Genomic DNA, 24,497 nt, shown 5'->3' with positions numbered 1-24,497 from the left:
GCCTCCGACGCGGGCATCAGCGCAGCTCAGCGGCTATCTTCGGCGGCGAGGGCAGGCGCGGATTCCGGGCTGCCGGTCACGGTGGGGCTGGCGGCCACGACCGGGCTGCCGGCCACGACCGGGCTACTGGCCACGACCGGATCGCCGGTCACGGCCGGATCGCCGTACGACACCGCCGTACGAACCCGTCGTCCCGCCAGCCGGCACCCCACGCACCCGGGGTGCCCGTCCCGCGCCGTCAGATCCCGCGTGCGCCACCCCCACTGTTCCCGCGGCCGCCGGCCCGGCGGTTTGCCCCAGCCGGTGAGGTGCAGCGCCCAGGTGACCAGGACGCTCACCACCACGATCCCGAGCCCGCCGGCCAGGATCGCGGCCGAGGCCGTACACACGCCTAGTCCCAGCACCGCCGTCCCGACGGTCGCGACCGCGAAACCGGTCCACCCGGCGACCGTATGCCCCTCGTCATACTGATGTGCACTCATGCGCCCGCCCTCCCGATCACGGCAAATATCTCACCACCTAAGAAATTTAGCCCAGAAATCTCTCACGCACTAAGGGAATCAGGGAATCCGGAATGCAAGCGAAGCCGCGCCCGTCCGCGACACCGGCCCAGGCGCTGTCCGCCATGGACCACCTCATCGCGACCAGCATGATCGGCCAGCAGGAGATGGCCCAGCGGGTGGGCCTGAACGTCACCGACCTGACCTGCTTCGCGTACGTCATCGAGGCCGGCGAGAACCTCCTCACGGCCGGCGACCTGGCGGCCCGCGCGCACGTCACGACCGGCGCGGTCACCGGAATCCTCAACCGCCTCGAACGCGCCGGTTACGTCACCCGCCGCCCCGACCCGAACGACCGCCGCCGGGTCCGCGTGGCGGCACAGCCGGACGCGGAGGCGCGCGTACGCGAGCTCTACGAGCCGTACTACGCCCGCCTGATGGCCCTGTTCGCCGACTACTCCCCCGACGAGATCGCGATCCTGACGGACTGGTTCACGCGCGCGAGTGCGCTGGCGGCGGGGTATCTGGAGGAGCACTGCGGGACGGAGTGAGGTGAAGGGGGGTGGGGTCAGGTGGGGTGGGGTGGGGTCAGGTGGAGTGGGGTCAGGTCGGCCGGGATGCCGGTTGACGGGTATCGCCCTCCAACCCCGCCCGGCCGGTCACCGCTTCAGCGCCCGGTACCGCTTCAGCAGCGCGGCTATCCGTGTGCTGTCGGCGGGCCCGTTGAGCTCGGTCAGGAGGTCGTCGGGGCAGAGTTCGTAGAGGTCGCCCCACCAGCGACGGCCGTGGTTGTCCCAGATCCGGTATCCGCCGGGCACGCCTCGGGCGACGTAACGCCTCCGCCCCATCGCCGCAGCCCCCCTCACCCTTCGTCGTCCCGCGCACGAGGGTACGTATGGTGGAGGGGATACGGCGCGCGAGTTCTGGCGCGTGCCGAGAAGCCTCAGGGGGAGGGCAGCCCCCCTCGGGGGTACGGCCAGCTCCACCATCGTTCCGGTAGGACGCTTCATGGTGACAAGGGGCCGGCCGACGGCATCGTAGAACCCATCGAGGAACGGACCGAGGAACCGATCGAGCCCAGGCCTCCACCACTTCCTGGAAGGGAACCCCGATGAAGCCGCTGCAGCCCACCAAGCCGAACACCACGACCGGCGAGGCGACCAAGGCCCCGCACGAGAACGACCTCGCCCCTCTGCTCACCGCCTGGGACCAGGCCCACCCGTCCCTCAGCGACCCGGACTGGCGCCACCTCCTGGACGAACTCGCCCACCCGAACACGACGCAGGCGTTCCACCGCCTGGCGGAGGCGGCGGCTTGATCCCGTACGCGACCGCTTTCAACTGCCCACCCAGCGCCGATGGAAGAGGCCCCGGGGAAGATCTCCAGATCTCCCGGGGCCTTTTCGATGCCGTCGGCCTCTCAGACGCCCGGGTGCTGGTGCGGCTGCTGCGGCTGGCCGTACGGCTGCGCGCCGGGGCCGCCGACGGCCTGGGCCTGCAGCTGCTCGGCCTGTTCCTTCGTCACCTTGTGCTCGGTGCCGCAGAAGGTGCACTGCGTCGCGTACTTCGTGGACAGCGGGAACAGCGGCACGAAGAACAGCGTGAACTTCGTGACGCGCTTCCTGAGGGTGTGCGCGGCGGGGTTGCCGCAGTTGCCGCACACCAGCGTCAGTATCGCGAGCTGGTACAGGTATCCCTTGGTGCCAAAGATGATCACGAGATCGGCCCTTCTCGGGTCAGTGCCTACTACTCATAACGCACGAGTCCCGGAAATCTCTCCGGGCCTTTCGAGGACGGACGCTAACGGACGCCACCGGACGAGGGCATGCCCCCTCCCCATGTCGATGTCGAGAATGGCTCGTCGGTTCCGTCTCAGGGGCGGCAGAGGCGGCAGGTACGCCGGAGTGACCGGGGAGGCCGGCCGCTCGGTGCGAAGGAGGTCCAGCATGGCGATCAAGCGGATGGACAACGTCCTCATCGTGGTCGACGATCTCGACGCGGTGATCGCGTTCTTCGTCGAACTCGGCATGGAACTGGAGGGCAGCGGACCGGTCGAGGGCCGCTGGGTGGAACGGATCATCGGGCTCGACGACGTACGCCAGGACGTCGCGATGCTGCGGGTCCCGGACGCGCCCGGACGGATCGAACTGGTGAGATTCCACCAACCGAAGGCCGTCCAGCCCGAGCCGAAGAACGCGCCCGCGAACACGCTGGGCATCCGCCGCATCATGTTCGCCGTCGACGACATCGAGGACGTCATCACCCGCCTGCGCACCCACGGGGCGGAACTCGTCGGCACGGTGGAGCAGTTCGAGAACATCTACCGGCTCTGCTACGTCCGCGGCCCTGAGGACATCGTCGTCGGCTTGGCCGAGGAACTCGGCTGACGGGGCAGGGCTCGCCTGACGGGGCAGGGCTCAGCTCTGCGGGCCCGCCCGGCGATGGACGCATAAATCGAACACGTGCTTGAATTCAGTCATGCGACCGTTCCCCACCGAGCTGCGCCGCCACCACCTCCACCGGCACTGCTGCAGGCACCTGCAACGGTCACCGGGGGCCACCGAATGACGGGCGGGAGCGCGGGACGGCCGTACGACCCGGACGACCCGGACGACCCGGAAGGTACGTCCGCCCCGATACGCGTGACCGTCCACCCACCGTCCCCCGCCGGCGGCCGCCGCGTCCGCGCTGACGGCGAACTCCTCGGCCTGGCCCACAACATCATCGACCTGACCGAGTTCCTCCGCCGAGCGGGCCTGGAGATCGACCCTTCGGAGGTCGCGGGGATGCCATGGATCGACTGGAAAGGGGTGGGGCCGGACCGATGGGGTCCGGGGGCGGGCGCCTGACGCCGTACCCAGCCGACACAGCGCCTTGAGCCGCCCCGCTTCACTGAGACTCGGGTACGGCTACGGGCCAAACGTCGCTTCGGGCCAACGCCGTTGCGATCGGGGAGGCGCTCCCATGAACCTTGGCACAGGCTGACCGACCATTGAAGGTCATGGCTCTACCGCAGCCGGTACAACATCTCCTGAGTCTCTGGCCTGGCTGCCCGCACGCTTCCCAGCCGGGCCGAATGAGACGGAATCTGAGACGGCTCGTCCACGGCCGTTGTCAGTGGTCTCCTTTAGTCTCCGGCCATGAGCATGATCGGTGAGTACCTGCGTGTCACGGCTGCTGAGCTGGACCGGGCGATCCAAGACCCCGACTGGGCTCTGGACTTCGTCGAAAAGGTTCAGGACACAGAGGAGGAGACGGAGCCCGAGCCGTCCGAGGCGCGTCACTTCAGCACCTACAAGACCTGGGACTTGCTCCGATTCCTGCTGGCGCGCGCCGAGTTCCCCGTGAACGTGATCCACGGTGAGGAACCGTTCGCCGAGGATGAGGACTGGGGGTACGGGCCGCCGAGGTACCTGCGACCTGAACGGGTCCAACTCGCGGCGGAAGCTCTGCGGGTCACCAGCTATGCCCAGCTCATCACTGGCGTGGACCCTGCTGAACTGACCCGCGCCGAGGTGTATCCCCTCGGATGGAGTGAGCCCGGCTCGCTGGACTGGGGGCGTCCCTGGTACGACGGCCTCTCACAGTTCTTCGAGGCTGCCGCCCAGGCGAACGACGCGATGCTCGTCTGGCTGGACTGACGGACGCGCGGACCGGACTCAGCATCCTGTCCACTGTGATGGGCGGCAGCGCCAACGACGCCGGCTGTTCACCGCCTGTGGCCGTGCTTCGCTGCCCTACGGCACGTCAAAGCCCCCTCCGGAATGATCCGGAGGGGGCTTTGACGTGCTGTGCACTCGGCAGGATTCGAACCTGCAACCTTCTGATCCGTAGCTCTACAGAGATCGGTCAGCGGGGGGCATAGGGGCTGCGGGGAGGGTCCTGAGGGCCGATGTGCGGTGTTGGCGGTTGCTGGGGTTGCTGTACCTCGTTGCTGTACAGCAGGATCCCGACCGGGGGTGCGGCCATGGAACGGGAACAGCTCGAACGGCTGCTGGGTGGTGGCGACGACACGTCGTCGGCCGCTCTCGCTGCAGTCCGCGCCGGCGCTTCATACGTCGTCTGGGACGGAACGACGTCACCCAGATCGCTCGCGACGGTCTACGGGCGCCGACTCCGTCACACCCTTCGGAGGGGGATCGAGACCTCCGGCTTGGCTCGGGCTGTGCAACGCCTCGACCTATACAGCCGACCGGTTCGACTGGGGCAGATCAGGACTGCCGACAGATCGTGGATCTTCATGCTGTTTCTCGACGCGGACGGCAGCACGCTGGTGGCGTGCACTGGCGTCCGCCAATCCCAGCCGGGCCCTGTACGACCAGACATCTGCTGAAGCCTCGCACCGCCGACACGCTTTCCAACTGTGGTGGTGGGGTGCTGGACGTCGTCCGGGGGCGTTCACCTGGGTTCAGGGGCGGCTGGCCATCGGCGTCGGGACGGCTTCGGGTCTCGCCTGAACGGCCGTGAACGGGGCTGAATGAGACGGAACTTGAGACGGAGCCCGGTGGGTAAGGGGCTCTGTCAGAGCCATGGTGAATGATCCCTGGCATGGGATACGAGCTTCACATCACGCGGGCATCGCACTGGATGGACAGCGAGGAGTACCCGATCGCGTTCGATGAGTGGATCGCGTTCGCTCACCGCTGCCCAGAGCTCCGCGAGGACGGGTACCTCGACCTGGTCGACGTCGGTCGGCAGCCGGGCTTCACTTGGATCAGTCCGGGAGGTGGCGCTGTCGGGCTTCATTGGTACGAGGGAAGTGTGACGCTGTCCGGCGCACACGCCCCTGATGTTGACAGGGTTGCCCTGGCCGACCTCGCAGCAGAGCTGGCGGCGAACCTTGTCGGGGACGACGGCGAGCACTACACGGGGACCCGCGGCAGTGTCGACGGCGTAGAGCACTGAGCTTGGGAAACTAAGGGTATTTGGGGCCTGCTCCGGGACTGACCTGCGGTGAATCAGCGCCGGGGCCTGGTGGGCGGTCGGCTGGTTCCCCGGTATTCCCCGCCAGATCTGGCACAGGTCTGGCACGCGGCTCACGGCCTCACCGCGTGGCAATGTCAGTGGTGCCGCCAATCTACCTACTGAATCCCATATGTTTGGGCGATGCAGATGTCCAAGTCGGCGGTGCAGAGACTCGGCAAGCGCCTTGAGGTGCCTGGTGAGGCCCCCGAAGAAGCGCTCATACAGCTTGAAGAACTCCTCGTCGACTACAGCGAGCTACTCACAGCCGCACGAGGTGTCATTGATGAGCTCTGCGACGCTCTGGACTGGCCCCTCAGCGTCACGCACCGTCTGAAGACCACCGACACCTTGGTACAGAAGCTGCAACGAGCCAAGGCACGAGGTGCAAGCACCAACCTGGCTCGCATCCAGGACATCGCTGGCATCCGGGTATCTGGCAATATCACGCTCACCGAGCAGGACCAGCTCTGCGACTGGATCATCGAACGCTTCGAAGCGCAGGGCCACACTTGCTCCATCAAGGACCGTAGAACCGATCCGATGGTTGGCTACCGCGCAGTCCACGTCATCGTCTCGATCGATGGCCGCTACGTAGAGGTACAGGTGCGCACCCTCAGCCAAGACCTGTGGGCCAACGTGTTTGAGCGGATCGCCGACATCTTCGGGCGCGGCATCCGCTACGGTGAGCCACCGGATTCAGGCGGAGAAGCTGTGGGCAACATCATCCGTATGTTGGAGGACTTCTCGGCTAACCTGTATGAAGAAGAGCGCTTCGCCTACACAGACGACGCCATGCGGGATGGTCGAGAAGCTACGCTGGAGGCTCAACGCCCGCTTCTCGCCCAGTTGCGCGAGCTGCTGCGAACCACGGAAGACATCACGGGAGGGCTGTCAACATGAGGGCACTTAAGCACTTCCTTCTTGTCTACAACCGACGCACGGGCGAGACAGTCGTTCAGCAAGAGTTCTCAGCTGCAGAGGGCCGACAGGCAGTCCGCGCGAGGTTTCAGCTTGAACGAGAGCTGCGTGGGCACGACGACATTGAGATCGTCGTCTTGACCGGGACGTCACTCGCGAGCCTTCGGAAGACCCACTCTCGTTACTTCTCTGGCGCAACCGATCGGGCACTTGCCGTCGCCTAAAGGCGCCCCTCATCAGCAATTATCACGGAGCGTAGCAGGTAGGGGTCGCTGCTGGATCACCCGCTGTTACGCTCCGTCGCTATGCTGATCTTCGATCACGGAGCGTAACAGCGGGTGATCCAGCAGCGAGGGGAAACAGAAGGATTGTAATCTAATCGTTACCCCGACTGACTCCAACGACTGCAGGTGACGGCCTGCGCTGGCTAGGCCGCAAGGTCGGTGGAACGGCTTTGGGCTGGAGCTGCTTTGGGGCGAGTGATCATGGCCCCTTAAGCTTCCGGCGAGTCGGGCAGTCTGTGGACCTGCCCGTTAAAGCACGACGTTGGGGCCATGATCTTAGAGGCTCGCCCCAAAGTGGCTGCCTAAAGCCGTGGAGCCGACCGCCCCAGCCACAGAGGGTGTCTCCCACCTCATGCCCGCAGCTCGCCAGCGCGCCGCCTTGGCGCGGCCAGCCGGGGCGAAGACAGAGGCAGGCCGCGCCGTCGAGGCGGCGCGCGCCCGCGCCGTGCGCGGGCCTTGAACCAGTAGAGAAAGTTGTAACTCAGTCGGACGTGTGGGGCTTGAAGTCGTGTGCGCAGGCTGGCAGTTCGATCCTCTGACGATGTGCGAGCGGCAGGAAGCGTACGGGCCGGATCGTCCACGTGATGCGGGTGTTGGCTTGGGTCACTGACACCGCGCAGGGTTCGAGGCTCAAGAGTGCTCGCCTGGTCTTGATGCGGCTGGAGTAGAGCCAGTGCCATGCCTGGTCGGAAGCGTCCGGGTCCAGGGCCGGCGTGATGGTGCGGAGTGTGGTCGCGACCCATCGGTCGGCCTGGGTGGCGGTGTAGGCGTCGAAGGAGGCGTGGAGCGTCGGTCGTTCGGTGTCGTCGGTGAGGTCTTGGGTCCAGCACTCGCACCAGAAGCCGGGCAGGGGCTTGTCCGTCAGCATGGGTGGCCTCCCCTGCGGGTGTCGGTGAAGAGCTCCGCGGTGATGGTGTGGCCGTTGTCGCTGTCGTGGACCACGACCCGGTGGGCGATCGCGCTGACCATGCCCAAGCCTCTGCCGTGCTCGGCCTCCTGGTCCTGGTGCTCGACCTTGGGGGCCGTGCCCGTGCCTCCCTCGTCCGTCACTGACAAGGCGACTGCCTGCGCTGATACCGCCAGGGCCAGGTGAAAGCTGCCACGGTCGCCCCCGCTGGCCGTGTGCAGGATCGCGTTCGCGCTCAGCTCGCTCACGATCAGTTCCGCGTCCTCCGCCAAGGGCGAGTCGCGCAGGATGTCGCGCGTCCAGCGGCGGGCCCTGCTGACCTCTTCCGGGAAACCTGGGCAAGTGAGCCCCCAGACCCGGGCTGTACTCGTATACTCGTGCATACAAGTTCCTTCGTGCTGGTAGGCCGCCATGTGCAGCGGGTTCGGGCTAGACGAGTTTCACGCCATCGTGAGCGCGGATGGCCGGCGGGGATGTCCCGTCGGTGGAGTCGAGTGCGTCCAGGACGCGGATCGCGTACGCCTCGTCGGCGAGGTCGGAGACTTCTTCGCGGGTGGCCCAGCGCAGCGCGCGGGTTTCGGAACCGGTGGTGGGTGTGCCGTCGGCTGCCTGGCAGCGGAAGACCAGCGAGACGATCAGGCCGGTCATGTTCTTGTAGACGCCGGTCAGGGTCGCCGGAAGGGCGATCTTGATGCCGGTTTCTTCGAGGACTTCGCGTTGCAGGGCCTCGGGGATGGTTTCCTCGCGTTCGAGGACGCCGCCCGGGGGTTCCCACTTGGCGTTGTCGCGGCGCTGGATCAAGAGGGCCCGGTTCTGGGCGTCAACGATCACTCCGGCGACGCTCACGGAGTGCGGACGGTCCATGCTCACGTTCCTCGGCCCTCTCGGCTGGCTAGGCTCTCCACCGTAGCAACAAGACTCGCCCACACGTCTAGATACCTAAAGGAGTACGCGTGAGCCCTCTTCCTTCCGGCCTCCTCGGCGACCTCGACCCCACGAGTGATCGTGCGGTCTTCCGCCAGATCGCCGACCAGCTGCGCGAGGCCATCGACCGTGGGCGATTCCACGAGGGCGACAAGCTGCCCTCGGAGGCCGACCTCGTCGAGCATTACGGGGTATCCCGAATGACGGTCCGCAACTCCTTCTCCATCCTCCAGGGGGAAGGGCTCGTGCACGCCGAGCACGGCAAGGGCGTCTTCGTCCGACCACGGCCCCCTGTGCGGCGCCTGGCCTCGGACAGGTTCGCGCGGCGGCATCGGGAGCAGGGCAAGTCCGCCTTCATCGTCGAGGCCGACGCCGCCGGCAGTCACCCCCAGGTCGACAGCCTTGAGGTCCAGGAAGAGAAGGCCAGTCCCGACGTCTCCGCGCGGCTCGGGTCCGTCCGGCGGGTGCTCGCCCGTCGACGGCGGTATCTGCTGGACGGGCGGCCGGTCGAGTTCGCCACCTCCTTCCTGCCCCTCGACATCGCGCGCGGCACGCAGATCGCCGAACCCAACCCCGGACCTGGCGGCATCTATGCCCGCCTCGAAGAACTGGGCCACCGCCTCGACCACTTCGAGGAGGAGATCCGGGCGCGGATGCCCTCGCCGGCCGAGGTCAAGACGCTCAGGCTGGCCTCCGGCGTCCCGGTCATCCACCTCATCCGGACCGCCTTCGACACCGAGGGGCGGGCCGTCGAGGTCTGCGACACGGTCATGGCGGCTGACGCATACGTGCTGTCGTACCAGCTTCCTGCGACCTGATCGTCATGGTTTGCGGTGGTGCGCGGGGACGTTCTCCCGAACTCGTACACCCCAACGTGCATACTCGTATAGACGAGTGGGCAAGTTGTGTGGCAGGGTGGTCCACGCGTTCCCGGCAATCGGGTCCGCAGATCACTACATGTATAGACGAGTAGATAGGAAAACTGCCTTGCGTACCATCCGTGTTGAGACCTCGGCCGCGACGATCCTGCTGACCGAGGCTCCCGAGCCCAAGGTCCGCGACCGTCAGACGGGCGAGATCGCCAAGGACGCCGTCAGCGGTGAGGCGCTGATGACGATCGGGGTCGTCCACATCGAGGACGGCGAGTCGTCGCTGATCAAGGTCACCGTTCCGGAGAGCGGTGTGTCCGAGGGGCTGATCCTCGGGGCGCCGGTCTCGCTGCCGGGGCTGGTGGCCCGGCCGTGGGAGTCCGTGTTCAACGGGCAGAAGCGGCACGGCATCGCCTTCCGCGCCGCCGCCGTCACCCCGGTCGCGTTCCCGGCCGCTGCGGGGGCCGCCGCCTGATGTCCGACCTGACGACGCTTCTGGAGGTGGGTGGTCCCCTCGCCGCGCTCGGCGGCGGGGCCGCCTACACCCGGGCCAAGCACCCGGGCGTGTACTGGTCCACCATCGGCCTGCCGATATCCACGGCCAAGCTCCTCGGCTCGTACGGCTCGGTCATGGAGGCCTGCGGATTGACCGTGGCGCCCTCGCGGCTGCGGGTCCTGGCGGTCAAGGCCACCACCAACCGGGAGGTGCGGCCAGTCCCGCCGCGCCGGGGCCTCATCCGGCCCACCTCGACCGGGCTGCGCATCCGGCTACGGCTCGCGCCGGGCCAGGAACCCGCCGACGTCGCCGCCTCCGCCGAACGGCTGCGGCACGCCTGGGGCGTTCACGCCGTCTACGTCACCACCGTCAAGCCCGGTGTCGTCGAACTCCGACTCGTCGGATATGACGTCCTGCGCAAGGTCCGTATGCCCCGCAAGGTCGGCGGCGGGTACCTGCGCATCCCGGTCGCGCTGCGCGAGGACGCCACGCCCTTCGTGCGCGACTACCGCACCATCCCGCACCAACTCACCCTCGGTGCAACGCTGTCCGGCAAGTCCATGTACCTGCGCCACCTCATCACCGGACTCGCCCCGCAACCGGTCGCCCTGGTCGGCATCGACTGCAAGCGCGGTGTGGAACTGGCGCCGTTCGCGACCCGGCTCTCAGCGCTCGCCACCGACCCGGAGCAGGCGGCCGAGCTGCTGCCCGTACTCGTCAAGGAAATGGAGGACCGATACGACCTGATCAAGGCCCGGCAGGGCATCGCCCCGGACACCCCCGACGAGGAGATCACCTCGGACATCTGGGGCCTGCCCGACCACCAACGCCCCACCCCCATCGTGCTGTTCGTCGACGAGGTTGCCGAACTCTTCCTCATCGCCACCAGGAAGGACGAGGACCGGAGGGACGAGATGGTCACCCAGCTCATCCGCCTCGCCCAACTCGGCCGCGCCGCCGGCATCTATCTGGAGGTGTGCGGGCAGCGCTTCGGCGCCGAACTCGGCAAGGGCGCCACCATGCTCCGCGCCCAGCTCACCGGCCGCGTCTGCCACCGCGTCAACGACGAAGCCTCCGCCAAGATGGCCCTCGGCGACATCGCACCCGAAGCCGTCATGGCCGCCTGCGCCATCGCCCCCGAACGCCCCGGCCTCGCCGTCGCCGGTGACACCTCCGGAGGCTGGTCCCGCATCCGCACCCCGTACCTCTCCCTCGGCGACGCCGCCGAGATCTGCCGCGACTCCGCGCACCTGGTCCCCGACCTGCCCGCGCTCAAGCCCTTCCGGCCCGACGTACCCGTACGACCGGTCGAGGCCCCGGACCCGGCTCCGGTCGTGAAGCCGCGCCCGGTGACCGACTGACCTTCCGCCCAACCCCGGTCGGCGTGACCGCCTCACGCCACGTCCCTACCCCTCCCATGCGTGAACCCGAAAAGGAGCCGCATCATGCGCGCCCTGCTGGCACGCGTCGACGCGGTGCTCGTCCAGGCGCTCATCGCCGCCGCGCTGTCCTTCGCCCACCTGCACGACATCGCTGCGGCGGCCGGACAGGACGGATGGAAAGCCTGGGCCTACCCGATCAGTGTCGACCTGCTGCTCGTCGCCGCCTGGCGTCGGCTGCGCTCCGGGGGAGCGAAGGCGTCCTCGTGGTGCTGGTTCGTCATCGCCCTGACCGCGTCCCTCGGCGCCAACGTCGCCACCGCCGGACTGCTCGACATGACCGACGTGCCGGCCTGGCTGCGCATCCTCGTCGCGGGCTGGCCCGCCGTCGCCTTCCTCGGCGGAACCCTCCTCGCCCACACCGCCCCCACGACGTCACCGGACCACGACGCCGAGCCCAACGTCGAGGTCATCGAGAACCAGGAGCACACGCCCGTAGCCGCCTCCGAGCCAGCCGCCCAACCGGCCCTCGTGCCACCGCCCGAACGTCCCGCCGTCCCGGTTCCGGCCGCCCTGATCGGCCACGCCCGCAAGGTCGCCGCCGAACACCACACCCGCACCGGGACCCCGATCGACACCCCAACCCTCCGCGCCCGCCTCGGCGTTCCCGCCTCCATGGCCGAAGCCATCGCCGCCCAACTCTGAAGGGAGAACCCCCACATGACCGCCAACCGCCGCTTCCGCAACGTCACCCGCATCGGCCCCGTCCAGGTCGCCACCGCCTACGACGACCGGGGCCGCGAGAAGCACACCGCCGCCTGCACCGCCCCGCGCTGCGGCTTCTCCGCCGACTACGACAGCCGCGCCGCCGCCGAACTGGCCGCCCGCACCCACCGCTGCCCCGTCCGCTGAAAGGACCCGCCACCCCGTGACCGTCAGCCTCCCGCTCGTGTTCGTCCTCGGCCTCTTCGCCTGGGGTGCGGTCAAGTTCCTCGGCGTCCGCACCTGGGTCGTCGTCCTGATCGCCCTCTTCGGCTTCTGGCTCTCCCACACCTTCATGGCGCCCGCCGTCGAGTCCGGCACACGGTCCGGCGTGGACGTCATAAACGGCTCACATGACTAGACGAGTAGATAAGGAGTCCCCGGCCGTGTTCCTGCCCAAGTACCCCGACAACCCCACCCCGCCGCCCGCGCACACCCACACACCGAGCCACCCGGCGCCCATCCCGCGCTTACTCCCGTCGATCTCGATCGACAAGAACACCATCGCGGTCGTGCTCGTCGGCGGCGTCGTCCTCACCGCGCTCCTGGCCGCCGTCGCCGTCACGGCCATATCCGTATCCGTCGCAGCCGTGGTCCTGCGCTCCCTGCTCCGCGACCAGAACCGCCGCTAGAACTCCGCACCCGGCCACCGGGGCGACGGCACACGACCAAGTCTTTCGCCGCCCCGGGGCCCCTTCCTCCCGACCGAGCCAGCCAGAAGGAGAACCGTCATCTTCGCCCGCCCCACCCCGGCCCCACTCCCTGAACTCACGAACCTGGCCGAACAAGGCACCCTCCCCGGTATCCTCCGCCAGCTCTCCACACTCGGCGGTTGCACCCACCCCATCCGTCTCGACGGCCACCGCACCGAGTACGACGTCGACACCGCCACCGGCGAGATCGGCGCCGTCCTCCGCCACCTCGACTCGACCGACCTCCCCGCCGGCCAACTCCTCGTCCGCTGCAACAACCGCCGCACCACCCGCTGCCCGGCCTGCGCCGAGGTCTACCGCCGCGACACCTTCCACCTGATCACCGCAGGCCTACGCGGCGGCAAGGGCACCCCGGAAGAAGTCGCCGCTCACCCCCGCGTCTTCGCCACCTTCACCGCCCCGAGCTTCGGCCAGGTCCACAACCGCCCCTCCAACGGCCGTCCCTGCCGCTGCGGCCTCCACCACGACCAGGACGACGACGCCCTCGGCACCCCACTCAACCCCGACACCTACGACTACGAAGCGGCCGTGCTCTGGAACGCCCACGCGGGCGCCCTCTGGCGGCGCTTCTCGACCTACCTGCGCCGCGAAGTCGCCAAGCGCGCGGGCCTCTCCCAGCGCCGCCTCCGCGACCACGCCCGCGTGTCCTTCGCCAAGGTCGCCGAGTACCAGAAACGCGGCGCCGTCCACTTCCACGCCGTCATCCGCATCGACGGCCCCACCGGCGGAGACACCCCACCCCCACCCTGGGCCACCGCCGACCTGCTCACCGACGCCATCCGCACCGCGACCTCCAAGGTCCGCGTCGACGGCCCGGTCATCGACAACTACGCCCACACCTTCACATTCGGCCGCCAACTCGACGTCCGCACCATCCGCTCCGCCGACTTCAACGACGGCCAGGAACTCACCGAGCGGGCCGTAGCGGCGTACATCGCCAAGTACGCCACCAAGGGCGCCGAGACGGCCACGGGAGCTCTCGACCGCCCCCTGAAGTTCGCCGCCGAACTCGCCCAGCTCGACATCAGCGACCACGCCCGCCACCTCATCCGAACCGCCTGGGACCTCGGCGCCCGCAAGAGCCTCGAACACCTCCGCCTCCGAGCCTGGGCTCACATGCTCGGCTTCCGCGGCCACTTCTCCACCAAATCCCGCCGCTACTCCACCACCCTCGGCGCCCTCCGCACCGCCCGCGCCGAATGGCGCCGCGCGCAACACGACACCCGCCCAACACCTGGCCCGCACAACACGACGTACGTCCTCGCCCACTGGGTCTTCGCCGGAACCGGCCTCTCCTCCGCCGAATCCTGGCTCGCCGCATCCCTCGAACCCGCCCCCGGAACCGAAGGAGAACCGACCAAGTGACCACGGTGACGATCCACCGCAAGTGGCACACGACCGCCGAGGTCGCCGAGATGCTCGGCTTCGGCCTCTCCAAGACCAAAGCGCTCGTCCTCGCGGGCGAGATCCGTTCCGTCAAGGTCGGCCGTAACCGGCGCATCCTCCCTGCCTGGGTCGACGAGTACGTGAACCGCTGCGCGGCCGACTCCGAGGGGTGGGCGGCATGAGCGGGAAACGCGCCAACGGCGAAGGGTCCATCTACCCCTACAAGAACGGCTTCGCGGCCTACGTCTGGGTCACCACCCCCGACGGCGACCGCAAGCGGAAGTACGTCTACGGCAAGACTCGGGAGGACACCCACGAGAAGTGGATCAAACTCCACAGTGAGGCCGCCAAGGGCCCGGTCCAGACCCGCCACCGCACGGTGCAGGCCTTCCTCACCTACTGGCTCGACTCGATCGTGAAGCCCAACCTCGCCCCGCTGTCGTACGTCTCGTACGAGGGCTCGGTACGGCTCTACATCGCTCCTCACCTGGGCGCGAAGCGGCTCGACAAGCTGACCGTCCGGGACGTGCGCGAGTGGCTGACCAAGCTGGCCGGCATCTGCCAGTGCTGCGCGCAGGGCAAAGATGCCAAGCGGCCCAAGGATCGGCAGCGCTGCTGCGCCATCGGCGACTGCTGCGAGGCGTACCCGTCCCGACGCGTGATCCAGGCAGCCCGTGACGCGCTCCGCGCCGCGCTCACTCACGCTGTGACCGAGGAGGAGATCAGCAAGAACGTGGCCTCGCTGGTGAAAGTCCCGAAACCTCGTCGGCGCCGTATCAAGCCGTGGTCCGTCGTCGAGGCGGGCCGCTTCCTCGCCGATGCCCTCGCCCGGGAAGATCCGCTGTTCGCAGCCTGGGTCCTGGTGCTCTGCCTCGGGCTCCGCCGTGGTGAAGTCCTCGGCCTCACCTGGAAGTCGATCGACTTCGAGACGGGTGAGCTGTACGTGGATCACCAGATCCAGCGCGCGGGCCGACAGATCCTCCACCGGGAGACCAAGACGGAGGAGTCCGACGACTTCCTTCCCCTCCCGGAGTTCTGCCTCAAGGCGCTCCGCATGCGCCGCGCTCAGCAGACCGGCGACCAGAAGGCGGCCGGGGAGCTCTGGCAGGACACCCGCGGCCTGGTCTTCACCACGAAGTACGGGACGCCGATCGAACCGGGCAACCTGACCCGCATGTTCGCCCTGCGCGCCCGCCGCGCCGGCCTCCGGGTCATCCCGCTCCGGAACACCCGGCACACCTGTAGCTCGCTCCTGGTCGCGCTGAAGGTCCATCCCAAGGTGGCTCAGCGCATCCTCCGGCACTCGCAGATCGCCATGACGATGGAGGTCTACGCGGAAGCGAGTGAGGAAGAGGTGCGCGCCGCCCTCGGCAAGCTGTCTGATGCCATGGGCGGTACCGGCTGAGGCCGTTGCTGTACTTCACTGCTGTACGGCACGGAAAAGCCCCCTCCGGGATGATCCCGAGGGGGCTTTGACGTGCTGTGCACTCGGCAGGATTCGAACCTGCAACCTTCTGATCCGTAGTCAGATGCTCTATCCGTTAAGCTACGAGTGCTTGTTTTGTTTTTCCGCCGGTTCCTGGCCTTTCGGCCGCTCGCGGCGACAGGAAGAACATTACATGACTGCCGCCGCCATGTGAAATCCGTTTGGTCTACCCCTTGTGAGCTGCGGAAACGCGCTTCCGGGCCGCCTGCGAACGACGAAGCCCCGGTCGAGTGGACCGGGGCTTCGGTGATCAAGCGCGGAGGCGGAGGGATTTGAACCCTCGATGGGCTTTAAGGCCCAAACCGCATTAGCAGTGCGGCGCCATAGACCGGACTAGGCGACGCCTCCAGCACAGCCGCTCGCGCGAGCGCGAGTGGTGCGTGCAGATGATGACACAGTCGAGCGTGCTGTCACCAATCGGCCTCCACGGTACTAGGCAGGCGGGCCGCAGAGCAAAGGCCTTGTCAGGGGCGGTGGGGTGGTGGAAGGCGGGATCGGGGGTGGTGGAGGGCTGGGACAAAGCTGGTGGAGGGGTTAGGTCGGGGTGGCGGGGAGCGGTGATTCGATCATCGGGGACCGGTGACCGCGTCGGCGGGTACGGGCCCAGGACCCGCAGCCGCCTCCACCCCCGCGCAACATCCCGCCCCTCCCCGCGTTAGTCAGGTCATGTTGCAGGTCACCCCTAGCAGTCCTCAGCCCGGTCCGCGTTCCGACCCCCGCCGCCACCGCCGTTCCCGCAGCTCCCAGCGCTCCCTCCGCCCCCGCCTCACCCACCTCCTTCTCATCGCCACCGCCGCCACCGCCTCCTCCGTCGTGCCCACCGCCGCCCACGCCGACGTCGCACGCACCGGCATGACCCCCACCGGCGCAACCCGCCCGGACCTCGCCCCCGCCTCCCTCCTCCCCCTCGCGCCCCCACCCGCCCGCGACGAGGACCGTCCCGGTGATCACCTCACCGTCACCGTGCGCGGTGCCGGCGGCAAGGACGGGACGTATCAGCTGTACTGCCACCCCGGCAGCGGCGATCACCCCGACGTGGCCGGTGCCTGTGCCGCGCTGGATCGGCGGACCCGGTGGGGTACCGACACCTTCGCCCCCGTGCCCGGCGGCAGCATCTGCACCATGCAGTACGGCGGCCCCGCCACCGCGCACGTCACCGGCGTCTGGGCCGGACGGCGCGTCAACGCCTCGTACGACCGCAGCGACGGCTGCCAGATCGCACGGTGGGACCGACTCGTACCGCTGCTGCCCGACCTGCGTCCGCAAGGACGGTCGTAAGCACCGTCCGCGAGGACTGTCGTAAGCACCAGGAACAGCTGCGGTGGTAACGGCCGGCGCAAAGACCAAAGGAACCCAACCCAAAGGAACCCATGAGCACCCGCCCGCCGCACAGCTCCCGCGCACAGCCCCCGCGCACCACTCCCGCGCACAGCCCCCGCCCCGTGTTGACACCGGCGCACCGTGTTGACACCACCCCCGTAAAGGTCCCGCGAAGGTCTCGGGGAGTCTCCCGCTGGTCGGGGGTGGGGTGGTGTGCAGGCCAGGTGGTGGGGCGGTGATGCGGTCACACGTTCTGCTTCACTTCGTCGTGCGACCTCCCTCTCATCCGGCGCCGCGAGCGCAGGCACTGCGCTTAGACTCCCTCGCGTGACACGTCGCGGGCAGGTTGGCAAGATGGCCCGAGCGGTCGGCAAGGTGCGGTAACAGGGAGGAAGCGTCTCGTGAGCAGCAGGCCATCCCGAGGCGCTGCTCGCCTCGCAGCCATACTCGACGCGCTTCCCGATGCGTTGGTGCTGGTCAACGCCAATGGGACCGTCGTGAACGCGAACACCATCGCGCTTGAGGCCTTCGAGGCGCCCGGGACCGCGCTCGTCGGGCGCGGGCTGCTTGATCTGCTGCCCCAGTTCGACTCCAAGCTCATTCCCGGGTCCATGCGGCGGCCCGATCACATGGACCCGGCCGGGCGGACCAAGCCGACGCGGATGATCGCGCGGCGGACCGACGGCGTCGAGTTCCCCGTCGAGGTCACCAGCGCCAATCTGGAGAACGGGCAGCAGGCCTACGACGGTTACGGCTACAGCGGCGACGAGCTGCTGATGCTCGTCGTACGCGATCTGACCGGGACCGTCGACACCGAGGCCGAGCTCGCGCGGTCGCAGCGGCAGACCGAGATGATTCTGCGGGCCGCGGCCGAGGGGGTCGTGGGGACCGATACCGACGGGCGCATCGTGCTCGTCAACCCCGCCGCCGCTCAGATACTGGGGTACCGGGCCAGCGACCTCGGCGGCAAGGCGCTGCACGATCTCGTGCTGCACTCGCGCGCCGACGGCACGCCGTTCCCGTACGAGGAGTCGCCGCTCGCCGACACCCTGCGCTCCGGGCGCAAGCACCGGGTGCGCGGGCAGGTGCTGTTCGCCAAGGGCGGGCAGAAGGTCTCCGTCGACCTCACGACCGCGCCCGTGCGCGACGGCGACCAGCTCGTCGGCGCCGTGATGACCTTCACCGACCGGCGGCCGTACGACGCCCTCCTCGCCGAGAAGGCCGCGCTGGAGAAGCGGCACGCCGAGGAACTGGAGCGGCTCGACGAGGACCACGCCTCCGAGCTGACCGCCCTGCGCCAGAAGCACGTCACCGAGATCGAGGACCTGCAGGAACAGCACGACGAGGAACTCGCCGCCGGCGAGGAGCGCTACGCCGCCCTCGGAGAGCGCGAGGCCGACCGTTACGAGGCGCTCGCCGCGCGGTACGACCAGCTGTCGACGTTGCTCGGGCGGTCCCTGCGCGGCCCGCTGGACGAACTGCGCCGCGAACTCGCCGCGCTCGCCGCCGACGACGCCGGGCAGTTGTGGCCCGAGGCCAACCAGGTGCTGCACCACCTCTCCGCCGGTTATTCGCGGATCACGACTCTGATCGACAACGTCCTCGGGTATCAGCGGCTCGATGTCGGCAGTGAGCAGATCAGTCGTACCAAGGTGATGCTCGACGCCGTCGTCGCGGCGGGCGTCGACGGGGCCGTCGAGCTGATCGGGCCGGGGCGCGTGCAGTTCGCCGTGCACGCGCCGCCCATCGAGGCCGAGGTCGACCCGCAGCGCCTCGCGAGCGCGCTCGCCCACCTCGTCGCGGACGTCGCCGGCGTCGACGCGACCGGCAACGCGCCCGTGTCGGCGGGCGGTTACATGGACAACACGGTCGTGGTCGCGGCGGCGCAGCGCGGTGAAGTCGTACGGATCGAGGTGCGCGGGCCCTACGCCGGGGGAGACCCGGTGCACGAGCCGATCGTGCGCGGGATCGTGCGGGCTCATGGTGGTGTGCTGCAGACGCATGAAGTGCCCGGCATGAGCGGCAGCGCGTACGTCCTGGAGGTGCCGATCGGCGGTGGGGCCGGGGCCGTTCCGGTCGAGGCGCCCGTCGAGGTTCCCGAGGCCGAGGAGACGTCCGGCGGACGGCGGCGGGCCCGGCGGTCCTCTGTCGACGCCTTCCTGGAGAGCGAGGCCCCGGGGGAGGGCGCGGACGCGGTTACGGCGCCCGAGGGCGAGGCCGGTGTGCCCACCGGGCGGCGCCGGCGGCGCGCGGTCGAGGAGTCGGCGGCCGCGGCGGCCGCCACGGGCAGCGCCGTGGAGGTGGCCGGCGGGACGGGGCGGCGACGCGGACGGTCGGCCGAGGGCGCTGGTGACGGGGTCGCCGCCGAGGGTGCGGTGGTTACGGCCGCCGAGCATGCGGCGGGGGCCGCGGCCGTCGGTACGGGGCTCGGTGGCACCGTACCGCCGCAGGGTGTGCCGGTGTCGCCGCAAGGCGCGAACGCCGCGGCCGGTGGACGGCGTGCCCGGCATGGCGGCGAACAGCACGCCCTGCCTGCGGCGCTGCCGGCCGGGTCGGCCGCCGACGATCAGTCGATGGCGCCGGCTTCGGGGGCGGGTGCGGGTGGCCAGGGGGTTCCCGCCAATCAGCCTGTCCTGGCCAACCCGCCGGTTCCGGTCGAGGGTGGCCAGCCGACGGGGCGGCGTCGGCGTGCGCTGGCCGCCGCGAATGAGCGTGCCGCCGCGCAGGAGGCTGGTCCCCGTACGGTGTTCGCCTTGCCGCCCGCGGAGGCGGACCGGGCGCCGAGTGGGGTGCAGGGTGTGCCGGGTGGCGTGCCTGGGGTTCCCGTACCTGGGGTTCCGGGCGGGCCCGGTGGGCAGACACAGGGACAGGTGCAGCCGCAGATTCCGGGGCAGGCTCAGGCGGTGCCCGTGCAGGGGCAGGTTCCGGGGCAGATGCCGGTTCCGCCGCAAGGTCACGTTCCTGTTCCTGGACAGGCCCCGGTTCCGCCGCAGGGCCAGGCTCTCGGGCAGCCTCAGCTTCCGGGTCAGATCCAGGTCCCGGGCCAGCCTCTGCTCCCAGGCCAGGCTCAGGTTCCCGGCGGCCAGGCTCAGGTTCCCGGCCAGCCCCAACTCCCGGCGCAGGTCCAGGTTCCCGGTGGTCAGGCCCAGGTGCCCGGGCAGCCCCAGCTCCCCGGGCAGAGCGGTCAGGGCCTCTCCGGTGACGCGCTGATCGAGGACGGGCGGCACGACGCCGTACCGCACGATCAGTCCGGCGACCACACTCCGCCCCAGCCGCACCCCACCACCGCACCGACGGGTCGCCGTCGACGCGCCGGGGCGCAGCCGGGCGCGGCGGCCGGGACGCCCGCGCAGGGGGTTCAGGCGCAGGAGGCGGGTGTGCAGGGCGTTGCGCCGGCCACTGCCCAGGCCGCTGTTCAAGGTGGTACGGCGGCTGGTCAGGCCGTTCCTCAGGTTCAGCAGCCCGCGGCCACGGCCGTCCCGGCGCAGGGCACCGTCGCTCCGGGCGGGCAGCCGGCCCCTGGTCAGCCGGTCCCAGGGCAGCCCGCCCTGCCTGCACAAACCGCCCAAGCCGCAGCCCAGGCCGCCCCCGGCCACCCCCTCCCCGCCGAGGCCGGCGCGGGCGCCCCCGTACCGGCGACCGACGCTGCCGGCACCCCCGTACCCCCGCAGCCCGCGCAGGCGACCCCGGCTCCCGGTGTCCCGCAGCCCGCGCAGGCCACCCCCGCCCCCAACACACCGCAGCCCGCCGAAACTCAGGCGCAGGCGCGGGTCGCTCAGCCGCTGCCCGCCGAGGCGGATGCCGCTGCCGTTGATCCGAACTCCACTCAGGGGCGGGCGATCAGCGTTCGGACCTTGGGGCAGGGGGTGCCGTTCACGCGGCAGGCCGCGCAGGTGCAGCAGCCGACTGCGACGCCCGCGCCGCACAACCCGGGCGGTTCCGGCCGCCGTCGCAAGCTGGGCCAGCGGACCGACTCGGGGCAGGAGCAGGCCGCCCGGCCGCATCCGACCGCCGAGCAGGTGCCCGCGCAGGCACAGCAGCAGCCGTCCCTGGCCGGGCAGCCGCAGGCGCAGGCGCAGCCCTCGCTCGCCGGGCAGTCGCGGCTCGCGCCGATGACCGAGGGGGCCGGGCGGTCGTACGCCATAGGGGCACCGGACGAGAACGCCGCCGAGGGGCCCGAGCCGCTCGACGGGCCCGGTGGGGCGATCGAGGTCGCCGATCCGCCGCGGCCGATGCCGATGGACGACGAGCTGCCGCCCGAGCCGCTCGACAACCCGCGCCGGCTGCTGGTGTGGCCCGCGCCGGACGTGACGACCCAGCAGGCGCTGAGCGATCGCGGGTACCGGCCGGTCATCGTGCATTCGCGCGAGGAGGTCGACGCGCAGATCGCGGCCTTCCCGGCCGCGCTGTTCGTGGACCCGCTGACCGGGCCGATCACGCGGACCGCGCTGCAGTCGCTGCGGCAGGCGGCGGTCGCCGCCGAGGTGCCGGTCATGGTCACGGCGGGGCTGGGGCAGGCGACGCGCGAGGCCGCCTACGGCGCCGACCCCGCCGTACTCCTGAAGGCCCTTGCGCCTCGGGACAGTGAGCAGCATCCGCCGCGCGTGCTGTTGATCGAGGAGCACGCGGAGATCGCGCTGGCGCTGACCGCGACGCTGGAGCGACGCGGGATGCAGGTGGCGCGGGCCGCGAGTGATGCCGATGCGGTGACGCTGGCCGGGCAGCTCAGGCCCAATCTGGTGGTCATGGACCTCATGCAGGTGCATCGGCGGCAGGCCGGGATCATCGACTGGCTGCGGGCGAACGGGCAGCTCAACCGCACCCCGCTCGTCGTCTACACCGCCGCCGTCGACCAGGCCGACCTGCCGCGGCTGGCCTCCGGCGAGACCGTCCTGTTCCTCGCCGAACGGTCCACGAGCAACGAGGTCCAGGCCCGGATCGTCGACCTGCTCGCCCGGATCGGCACCAACTGACGCCCCGCGGGAACGGGTTCCGCGGCGGCGGCTGTCGTACGGCGATCTTCACGGCCGTACGACAGCCGCCGTCGAACCCGGTCAGAGCTTGGTGACGTCCAACTCCCCCTCCGCGTACTGCCTGCGCAGTACCTTCTTGTCGAACTTGCCGACGCTCGTCTTCGGCACCGCCTCGATGATCGTCCAGCGCTCCGGGAGCTGCCACTTGGCGATCTTGCAGACGTCGCTCGCCAGGAAGGCGCGCAGGGTCGCGAAGTCGGCCGTGGAGCCCTCCTTCAACACGACGGTGGCGAGCGGGCGTTCGCCCCACTTCTCGTCCGGTACGGCGACGACCGCGGCCTCGGCGACGTCCGGGTGGGACATCAGCGCGTTCTCCAGGTCGACCGAGGAGATCCACTCGCCGCCGGACTTGATGACGTCCTTGGCCCGGTCGGTGAGGGTGAGGTAGCCGTCCGGGGAGATGGTGCCCACGTCACCGGTCTTCAGCCAGCCGTCCTCGCTGAACTTGTCCGCCGGGCGCAGGGGTTCACCGTCCGGGCCGTTGTAGTACGCGCCGGCGATCCAGGGACCGCGGACCTCCAGCTCGCCCGCCGACTCGCCGTCCCAGGCCAGCCGCTCGCCACCGGGACCGCTCAGCCGCGCCTCGACCCCGGCCGGGAACCGGCCCTGCGTGAGCCGGTAGGCGAACTCCTCGTCCGTGCCCACCGCGTGGGCCGGCGGGCGGGCGACCGTGCCCAGCGGCGAGGTCTCGGTCATGCCCCAGGCGTGGCAGACCCGCATGCCGAGCTTGTCGAAGGCCTCCATGAGGGAGGGCGGACAGGCCGAGCCGCCGATGGTGACCTGGGTGAGGGACGAGACGTCGCGCGGTTTCGCGGTCAGCTCGGCGAGCAGGCCCTGCCAGATGGTCGGGACGGCGGCCGCGTGCGTCGGCCTCTCACTCTCGATCATCTCGGCGAGCGGGCCGGGCTGCAGGAAGCGGTCCGGCATCAGCAGGTTCACGCCGGTCATGAAGGTCGCGTGCGGCAGACCCCAGGCGTTGACGTGGAACTGGGGCACTACGACCAGCGAGGTGTCCTGGTCCGTCAGCCCCATCGACTGGGTCATGTTGACCTGCATGGAGTGCAGGTAGATCGAACGGTGGCTGTACACCACGCCCTTGGGATCACCGGTGGTGCCGGAGGTGTAGCACATGGCTGCGGCCTGGCGTTCGTCGATCTCCGGCCAGTCGTACGTCGTCGGCCGGCCCGCGATCAGCTCCTCGTACTCGTGCACCTGCGCGGCGGCACCCGCCAGCACGGAACGGTCGCCCGGCCCGGCCACCACGATGTGCTCCAGCGTCGGGAACTTGTCCAGCAGCGGGGCGATCAGCGGCAGCAGCGAGCCGTTGACGATCACGGCCTTGTCGGCCGCGTGGTTGACGATCCACACCAGCTGCTCGGGAGGCAGCCGCAGGTTGAGCGTGTGCAGCACCGCGCCCATCGAGGGGATCGCGAAGTACGCCTCCACATGCTCGGCGTTGTTCCACATCAGCGTCGCCACACGGTCGTCGCCCCGGACGCCCAGCTCGTCACGCAGGGCGTTCGCCAGCTGCGCCGCGCGGGCCCCGATCTCGGCGAAGGACCGGCGCTGCGGCTCGGCCTCCCCTGTCCAGGTGATCACCTGTGACGTGCCGTGGATGCTTGACCCGTGGGTCAGGATCCTCGAGATCAGCAGCGGTACGTCCTGCATGGTGCTCAGCACGGCGTCCTCCCGGGGCGACATTGCCTACGCGGTAGTAGGGGTTGCCGCTGATTCTGCGCACATACCGAGTGGTATGTCACTAGGTGCCGATGATCGATCGCATCACGCCGGCCCCCAATTGCCACCAGGTCGGCCCTCGACCGGCCCCAGGCGGGCGCATTACCGCACAAGCCCCAGCTCAGGGTCCTCGCGCAGTTTCCCGAGCGCCCGCGACACCGCCGACTTGACCGTGCCCACCGAGACCCCGAGCACCTCGGCCGTCTGGACCTCGCTGAGGTCCTCGTAGTACCTCAGCACGACCATCGCCCGCTGCCGGTCGGGCAACTTCATGATCGCCCGCCACATCGCGTCGTGCAGCGCCTGCTGCTCGGCCGGGTCCTCCCCGTCCGGCAGCGGCTCCGGCTCGGGCAGCTCCTCGCACACGAACTCGTCCACCTTGCGCTTGCGCCACTGCGAGGTGCGCGTGTTCAGCAGCGCCCGGCGCACATAGCCGTCCAGCGCCCGGTGGTCCTCGATCCGCTCCCAGGCGACGTACGTCTTGGTGAGCGCGGTCTGCAGCAGGTCCTCCGCGTCGCTCGGGTTCGCGGTCAGCGACCGGGCGGTGCGCAGCAGCACCGGCTGCCGGGCCCTGACGTACGAGGCGAACGACGGGTACGACAGGGTCTGCGTCGCCGGGTTGGCGGCGGTCGAAGCGCTGGTGCAGACGGGTGTGGTCATGGCTCCACGCTATGAGCGAGGGCACCTCCGGCTCATCGGCCGCAGGTCCCGAAGGCGAGTCCGCCTCAGGTTGTAGGGGTGGGGCTGACTCCACCTCCTGAAGGTGGACGGACGGGGCCGGACTACTGCGGGATGACCCCTGGGGGGCGGCGCTCCGGG

The 24,497-nt window shown here is 69.7% G+C and carries 27 protein-coding genes and 2 tRNA genes; 19 read left to right on the top strand and 10 right to left on the bottom strand.

Annotated features, from left to right (window positions below):
* Window positions 1-26: 26 nt before the first annotated feature.
* Window positions 27-482 carry an HGxxPAAW family protein gene (locus ABZ848_RS24060; protein WP_360834977.1) on the bottom strand — a complete coding sequence of 152 codons (456 nt, stop codon included), beginning with the start codon at window positions 480-482 and terminating at the stop codon, window positions 27-29.
* A 92-nt stretch (window positions 483-574) separates the two neighbouring features.
* On the opposite strand from ABZ848_RS24060, the gene ABZ848_RS24055 reads away from it, so the two are divergent.
* On the top strand, window positions 575-1,051 hold the full coding sequence (locus tag ABZ848_RS24055; protein WP_360834975.1) for a MarR family transcriptional regulator: 477 nt from the start codon (window positions 575-577) through the stop codon (window positions 1,049-1,051).
* Window positions 1,052-1,159: 108 nt separating this feature from the next.
* On the opposite strand, the gene ABZ848_RS24050 is transcribed toward ABZ848_RS24055, so the two are convergent.
* Window positions 1,160-1,348 carry a hypothetical protein gene (locus ABZ848_RS24050; protein ID WP_360834973.1) on the bottom strand — a complete coding sequence of 63 codons (189 nt, stop codon included), beginning with the start codon at window positions 1,346-1,348 and terminating at the stop codon, window positions 1,160-1,162.
* A gap of 263 nt (window positions 1,349-1,611) precedes the next feature.
* On the opposite strand from ABZ848_RS24050, the gene ABZ848_RS24045 reads away from it, so the two are divergent.
* Window positions 1,612-1,818: a hypothetical protein gene (locus tag ABZ848_RS24045; RefSeq protein WP_360834971.1), complete on the top strand. Its 207-nt coding sequence runs from the start codon at window positions 1,612-1,614 to the stop codon at window positions 1,816-1,818.
* 101 nt (window positions 1,819-1,919) lie between these two features.
* On the opposite strand, the gene ABZ848_RS24040 is transcribed toward ABZ848_RS24045, so the two are convergent.
* Window positions 1,920-2,216, bottom strand: coding sequence for a zinc-ribbon domain-containing protein (locus ABZ848_RS24040; RefSeq protein ID WP_360834969.1), 297 nt, complete (start codon window positions 2,214-2,216; stop codon window positions 1,920-1,922).
* 229 nt (window positions 2,217-2,445) lie between these two features.
* On the opposite strand from ABZ848_RS24040, the gene ABZ848_RS24035 reads away from it, so the two are divergent.
* The 5 genes from ABZ848_RS24035 (at window position 2,446) to ABZ848_RS24015 (ending at window position 6,364) form a co-directional block, all read left to right on the top strand.
* Window positions 2,446-2,886 carry a VOC family protein gene (locus tag ABZ848_RS24035; protein ID WP_360834967.1) on the top strand — a complete coding sequence of 147 codons (441 nt, stop codon included), beginning with the start codon at window positions 2,446-2,448 and terminating at the stop codon, window positions 2,884-2,886.
* 249 nt (window positions 2,887-3,135) lie between these two features.
* Window positions 3,136-3,348: a hypothetical protein gene (locus ABZ848_RS24030; protein ID WP_360835208.1), complete on the top strand. Its 213-nt coding sequence runs from the start codon at window positions 3,136-3,138 to the stop codon at window positions 3,346-3,348.
* Window positions 3,349-3,639: 291 nt separating this feature from the next.
* On the top strand, window positions 3,640-4,140 hold the full coding sequence (locus ABZ848_RS24025; RefSeq protein ID WP_360834965.1) for a YfbM family protein: 501 nt from the start codon (window positions 3,640-3,642) through the stop codon (window positions 4,138-4,140).
* Between the two features lie 907 nt (window positions 4,141-5,047).
* Window positions 5,048-5,404, top strand: a complete 357-nt coding sequence (locus ABZ848_RS24020; RefSeq protein ID WP_360834963.1) for a hypothetical protein — start codon at window positions 5,048-5,050, stop codon at window positions 5,402-5,404.
* Window positions 5,405-5,605: 201 nt separating this feature from the next.
* Window positions 5,606-6,364 carry a hypothetical protein gene (locus tag ABZ848_RS24015; protein WP_360834961.1) on the top strand — a complete coding sequence of 253 codons (759 nt, stop codon included), beginning with the start codon at window positions 5,606-5,608 and terminating at the stop codon, window positions 6,362-6,364.
* 783 nt (window positions 6,365-7,147) lie between these two features.
* Here ABZ848_RS24015 and ABZ848_RS24010 read toward each other — a convergent pair.
* Genes ABZ848_RS24010 through ABZ848_RS24000 form a run of 3 tightly spaced genes read right to left on the bottom strand, consistent with a single transcriptional unit; the run spans window position 7,148 to window position 8,419 of the window.
* Complete coding sequence (locus tag ABZ848_RS24010; RefSeq protein WP_360834959.1) at window positions 7,148-7,534, bottom strand: hypothetical protein; 387 nt, start codon at window positions 7,532-7,534, stop codon at window positions 7,148-7,150.
* A complete protein-coding gene (locus tag ABZ848_RS24005) occupies window positions 7,528-7,956 on the bottom strand; it encodes an ATP-binding protein (RefSeq protein ID WP_360834957.1) in 429 nt (142 codons plus the stop codon). The genes ABZ848_RS24010 and ABZ848_RS24005 overlap by 7 nt, the downstream gene beginning before the upstream one ends.
* Window positions 7,957-8,002: 46 nt before the next feature.
* Window positions 8,003-8,419 carry an NUDIX hydrolase gene (locus ABZ848_RS24000; protein WP_360835206.1) on the bottom strand — a complete coding sequence of 139 codons (417 nt, stop codon included), beginning with the start codon at window positions 8,417-8,419 and terminating at the stop codon, window positions 8,003-8,005.
* A gap of 107 nt (window positions 8,420-8,526) precedes the next feature.
* On the opposite strand from ABZ848_RS24000, the gene ABZ848_RS23995 reads away from it, so the two are divergent.
* The 10 genes from ABZ848_RS23995 to ABZ848_RS23950 all read left to right on the top strand — a co-directional run bounded on the left by ABZ848_RS23995 (window position 8,527) and on the right by ABZ848_RS23950 (window position 15,507).
* Window positions 8,527-9,315, top strand: coding sequence for a GntR family transcriptional regulator (locus ABZ848_RS23995; protein WP_360834955.1), 789 nt, complete (start codon window positions 8,527-8,529; stop codon window positions 9,313-9,315).
* 169 nt (window positions 9,316-9,484) lie between these two features.
* Entirely contained in the window at window positions 9,485-9,841 is a 357-nt protein-coding gene (locus ABZ848_RS23990) for a hypothetical protein (RefSeq protein WP_360834953.1), read from the top strand.
* Entirely contained in the window at window positions 9,841-11,223 is a 1,383-nt protein-coding gene (locus tag ABZ848_RS23985) for an FtsK/SpoIIIE domain-containing protein (protein ID WP_360834951.1), read from the top strand. Before ABZ848_RS23990 ends, ABZ848_RS23985 begins: the two co-directional genes overlap by 1 nt.
* An 84-nt stretch (window positions 11,224-11,307) precedes the next feature.
* Window positions 11,308-11,946: a DUF2637 domain-containing protein gene (locus ABZ848_RS23980; RefSeq protein ID WP_360834949.1), complete on the top strand. Its 639-nt coding sequence runs from the start codon at window positions 11,308-11,310 to the stop codon at window positions 11,944-11,946.
* A 15-nt stretch (window positions 11,947-11,961) separates the two neighbouring features.
* Window positions 11,962-12,153: a mobile element transfer protein gene (locus ABZ848_RS23975; RefSeq protein WP_360834947.1), complete on the top strand. Its 192-nt coding sequence runs from the start codon at window positions 11,962-11,964 to the stop codon at window positions 12,151-12,153.
* Between the two features lie 16 nt (window positions 12,154-12,169).
* Window positions 12,170-12,364, top strand: coding sequence for a hypothetical protein (locus tag ABZ848_RS23970; protein WP_360834945.1), 195 nt, complete (start codon window positions 12,170-12,172; stop codon window positions 12,362-12,364).
* A gap of 25 nt (window positions 12,365-12,389) precedes the next feature.
* Complete coding sequence (locus ABZ848_RS23965; RefSeq protein WP_360834943.1) at window positions 12,390-12,635, top strand: SpdD protein; 246 nt, start codon at window positions 12,390-12,392, stop codon at window positions 12,633-12,635.
* A 144-nt stretch (window positions 12,636-12,779) separates the two neighbouring features.
* Window positions 12,780-14,081: a replication initiator gene (locus ABZ848_RS23960; protein ID WP_360835204.1), complete on the top strand. Its 1,302-nt coding sequence runs from the start codon at window positions 12,780-12,782 to the stop codon at window positions 14,079-14,081.
* Window positions 14,078-14,284 (top strand): helix-turn-helix domain-containing protein, encoded by a 207-nt coding sequence (locus ABZ848_RS23955; RefSeq protein ID WP_360834941.1) that lies wholly within the window; start codon window positions 14,078-14,080, stop codon window positions 14,282-14,284. Before ABZ848_RS23960 ends, ABZ848_RS23955 begins: the two co-directional genes overlap by 4 nt.
* Window positions 14,272-15,507: a site-specific integrase gene (locus ABZ848_RS23950; protein ID WP_360834939.1), complete on the top strand. Its 1,236-nt coding sequence runs from the start codon at window positions 14,272-14,274 to the stop codon at window positions 15,505-15,507. Before ABZ848_RS23955 ends, ABZ848_RS23950 begins: the two co-directional genes overlap by 13 nt.
* Before the next feature lie 78 nt (window positions 15,508-15,585).
* Here ABZ848_RS23950 and ABZ848_RS23945 read toward each other — a convergent pair.
* Both ABZ848_RS23945 and ABZ848_RS23940 read right to left on the bottom strand, forming a co-directional pair.
* Window positions 15,586-15,658 (bottom strand) — tRNA-Arg (locus ABZ848_RS23945).
* Between the two features lie 187 nt (window positions 15,659-15,845).
* Window positions 15,846-15,936 (bottom strand) — tRNA-Ser (locus ABZ848_RS23940).
* Between the two features lie 504 nt (window positions 15,937-16,440).
* Here ABZ848_RS23940 and ABZ848_RS23935 point away from each other — a divergent pair.
* Window positions 16,441-16,866 (top strand): SSI family serine proteinase inhibitor, encoded by a 426-nt coding sequence (locus ABZ848_RS23935; protein WP_360835202.1) that lies wholly within the window; start codon window positions 16,441-16,443, stop codon window positions 16,864-16,866.
* Between the two features lie 443 nt (window positions 16,867-17,309).
* Window positions 17,310-21,881 (top strand): PAS domain-containing protein, encoded by a 4,572-nt coding sequence (locus ABZ848_RS23930; protein WP_360834937.1) that lies wholly within the window; start codon window positions 17,310-17,312, stop codon window positions 21,879-21,881.
* A gap of 81 nt (window positions 21,882-21,962) precedes the next feature.
* On the opposite strand, the gene ABZ848_RS23925 is transcribed toward ABZ848_RS23930, so the two are convergent.
* Both ABZ848_RS23925 and ABZ848_RS23920 read right to left on the bottom strand, forming a co-directional pair.
* Window positions 21,963-23,642: a long-chain fatty acid--CoA ligase gene (locus ABZ848_RS23925; RefSeq protein ID WP_360834935.1), complete on the bottom strand. Its 1,680-nt coding sequence runs from the start codon at window positions 23,640-23,642 to the stop codon at window positions 21,963-21,965.
* Window positions 23,643-23,780: 138 nt separating this feature from the next.
* Window positions 23,781-24,338 carry a SigE family RNA polymerase sigma factor gene (locus ABZ848_RS23920; protein ID WP_360834933.1) on the bottom strand — a complete coding sequence of 186 codons (558 nt, stop codon included), beginning with the start codon at window positions 24,336-24,338 and terminating at the stop codon, window positions 23,781-23,783.
* Window positions 24,339-24,497 lie beyond the last annotated feature (159 nt).

Source organism: Streptomyces sp. NPDC047081, from assembly GCF_040643775.1.
In the GTDB taxonomy this organism is placed as follows: Bacteria; Actinomycetota; Actinomycetes; order Streptomycetales; family Streptomycetaceae; genus Streptomyces.
This window is presented reverse-complemented; position numbering and strand designations above follow the sequence as displayed.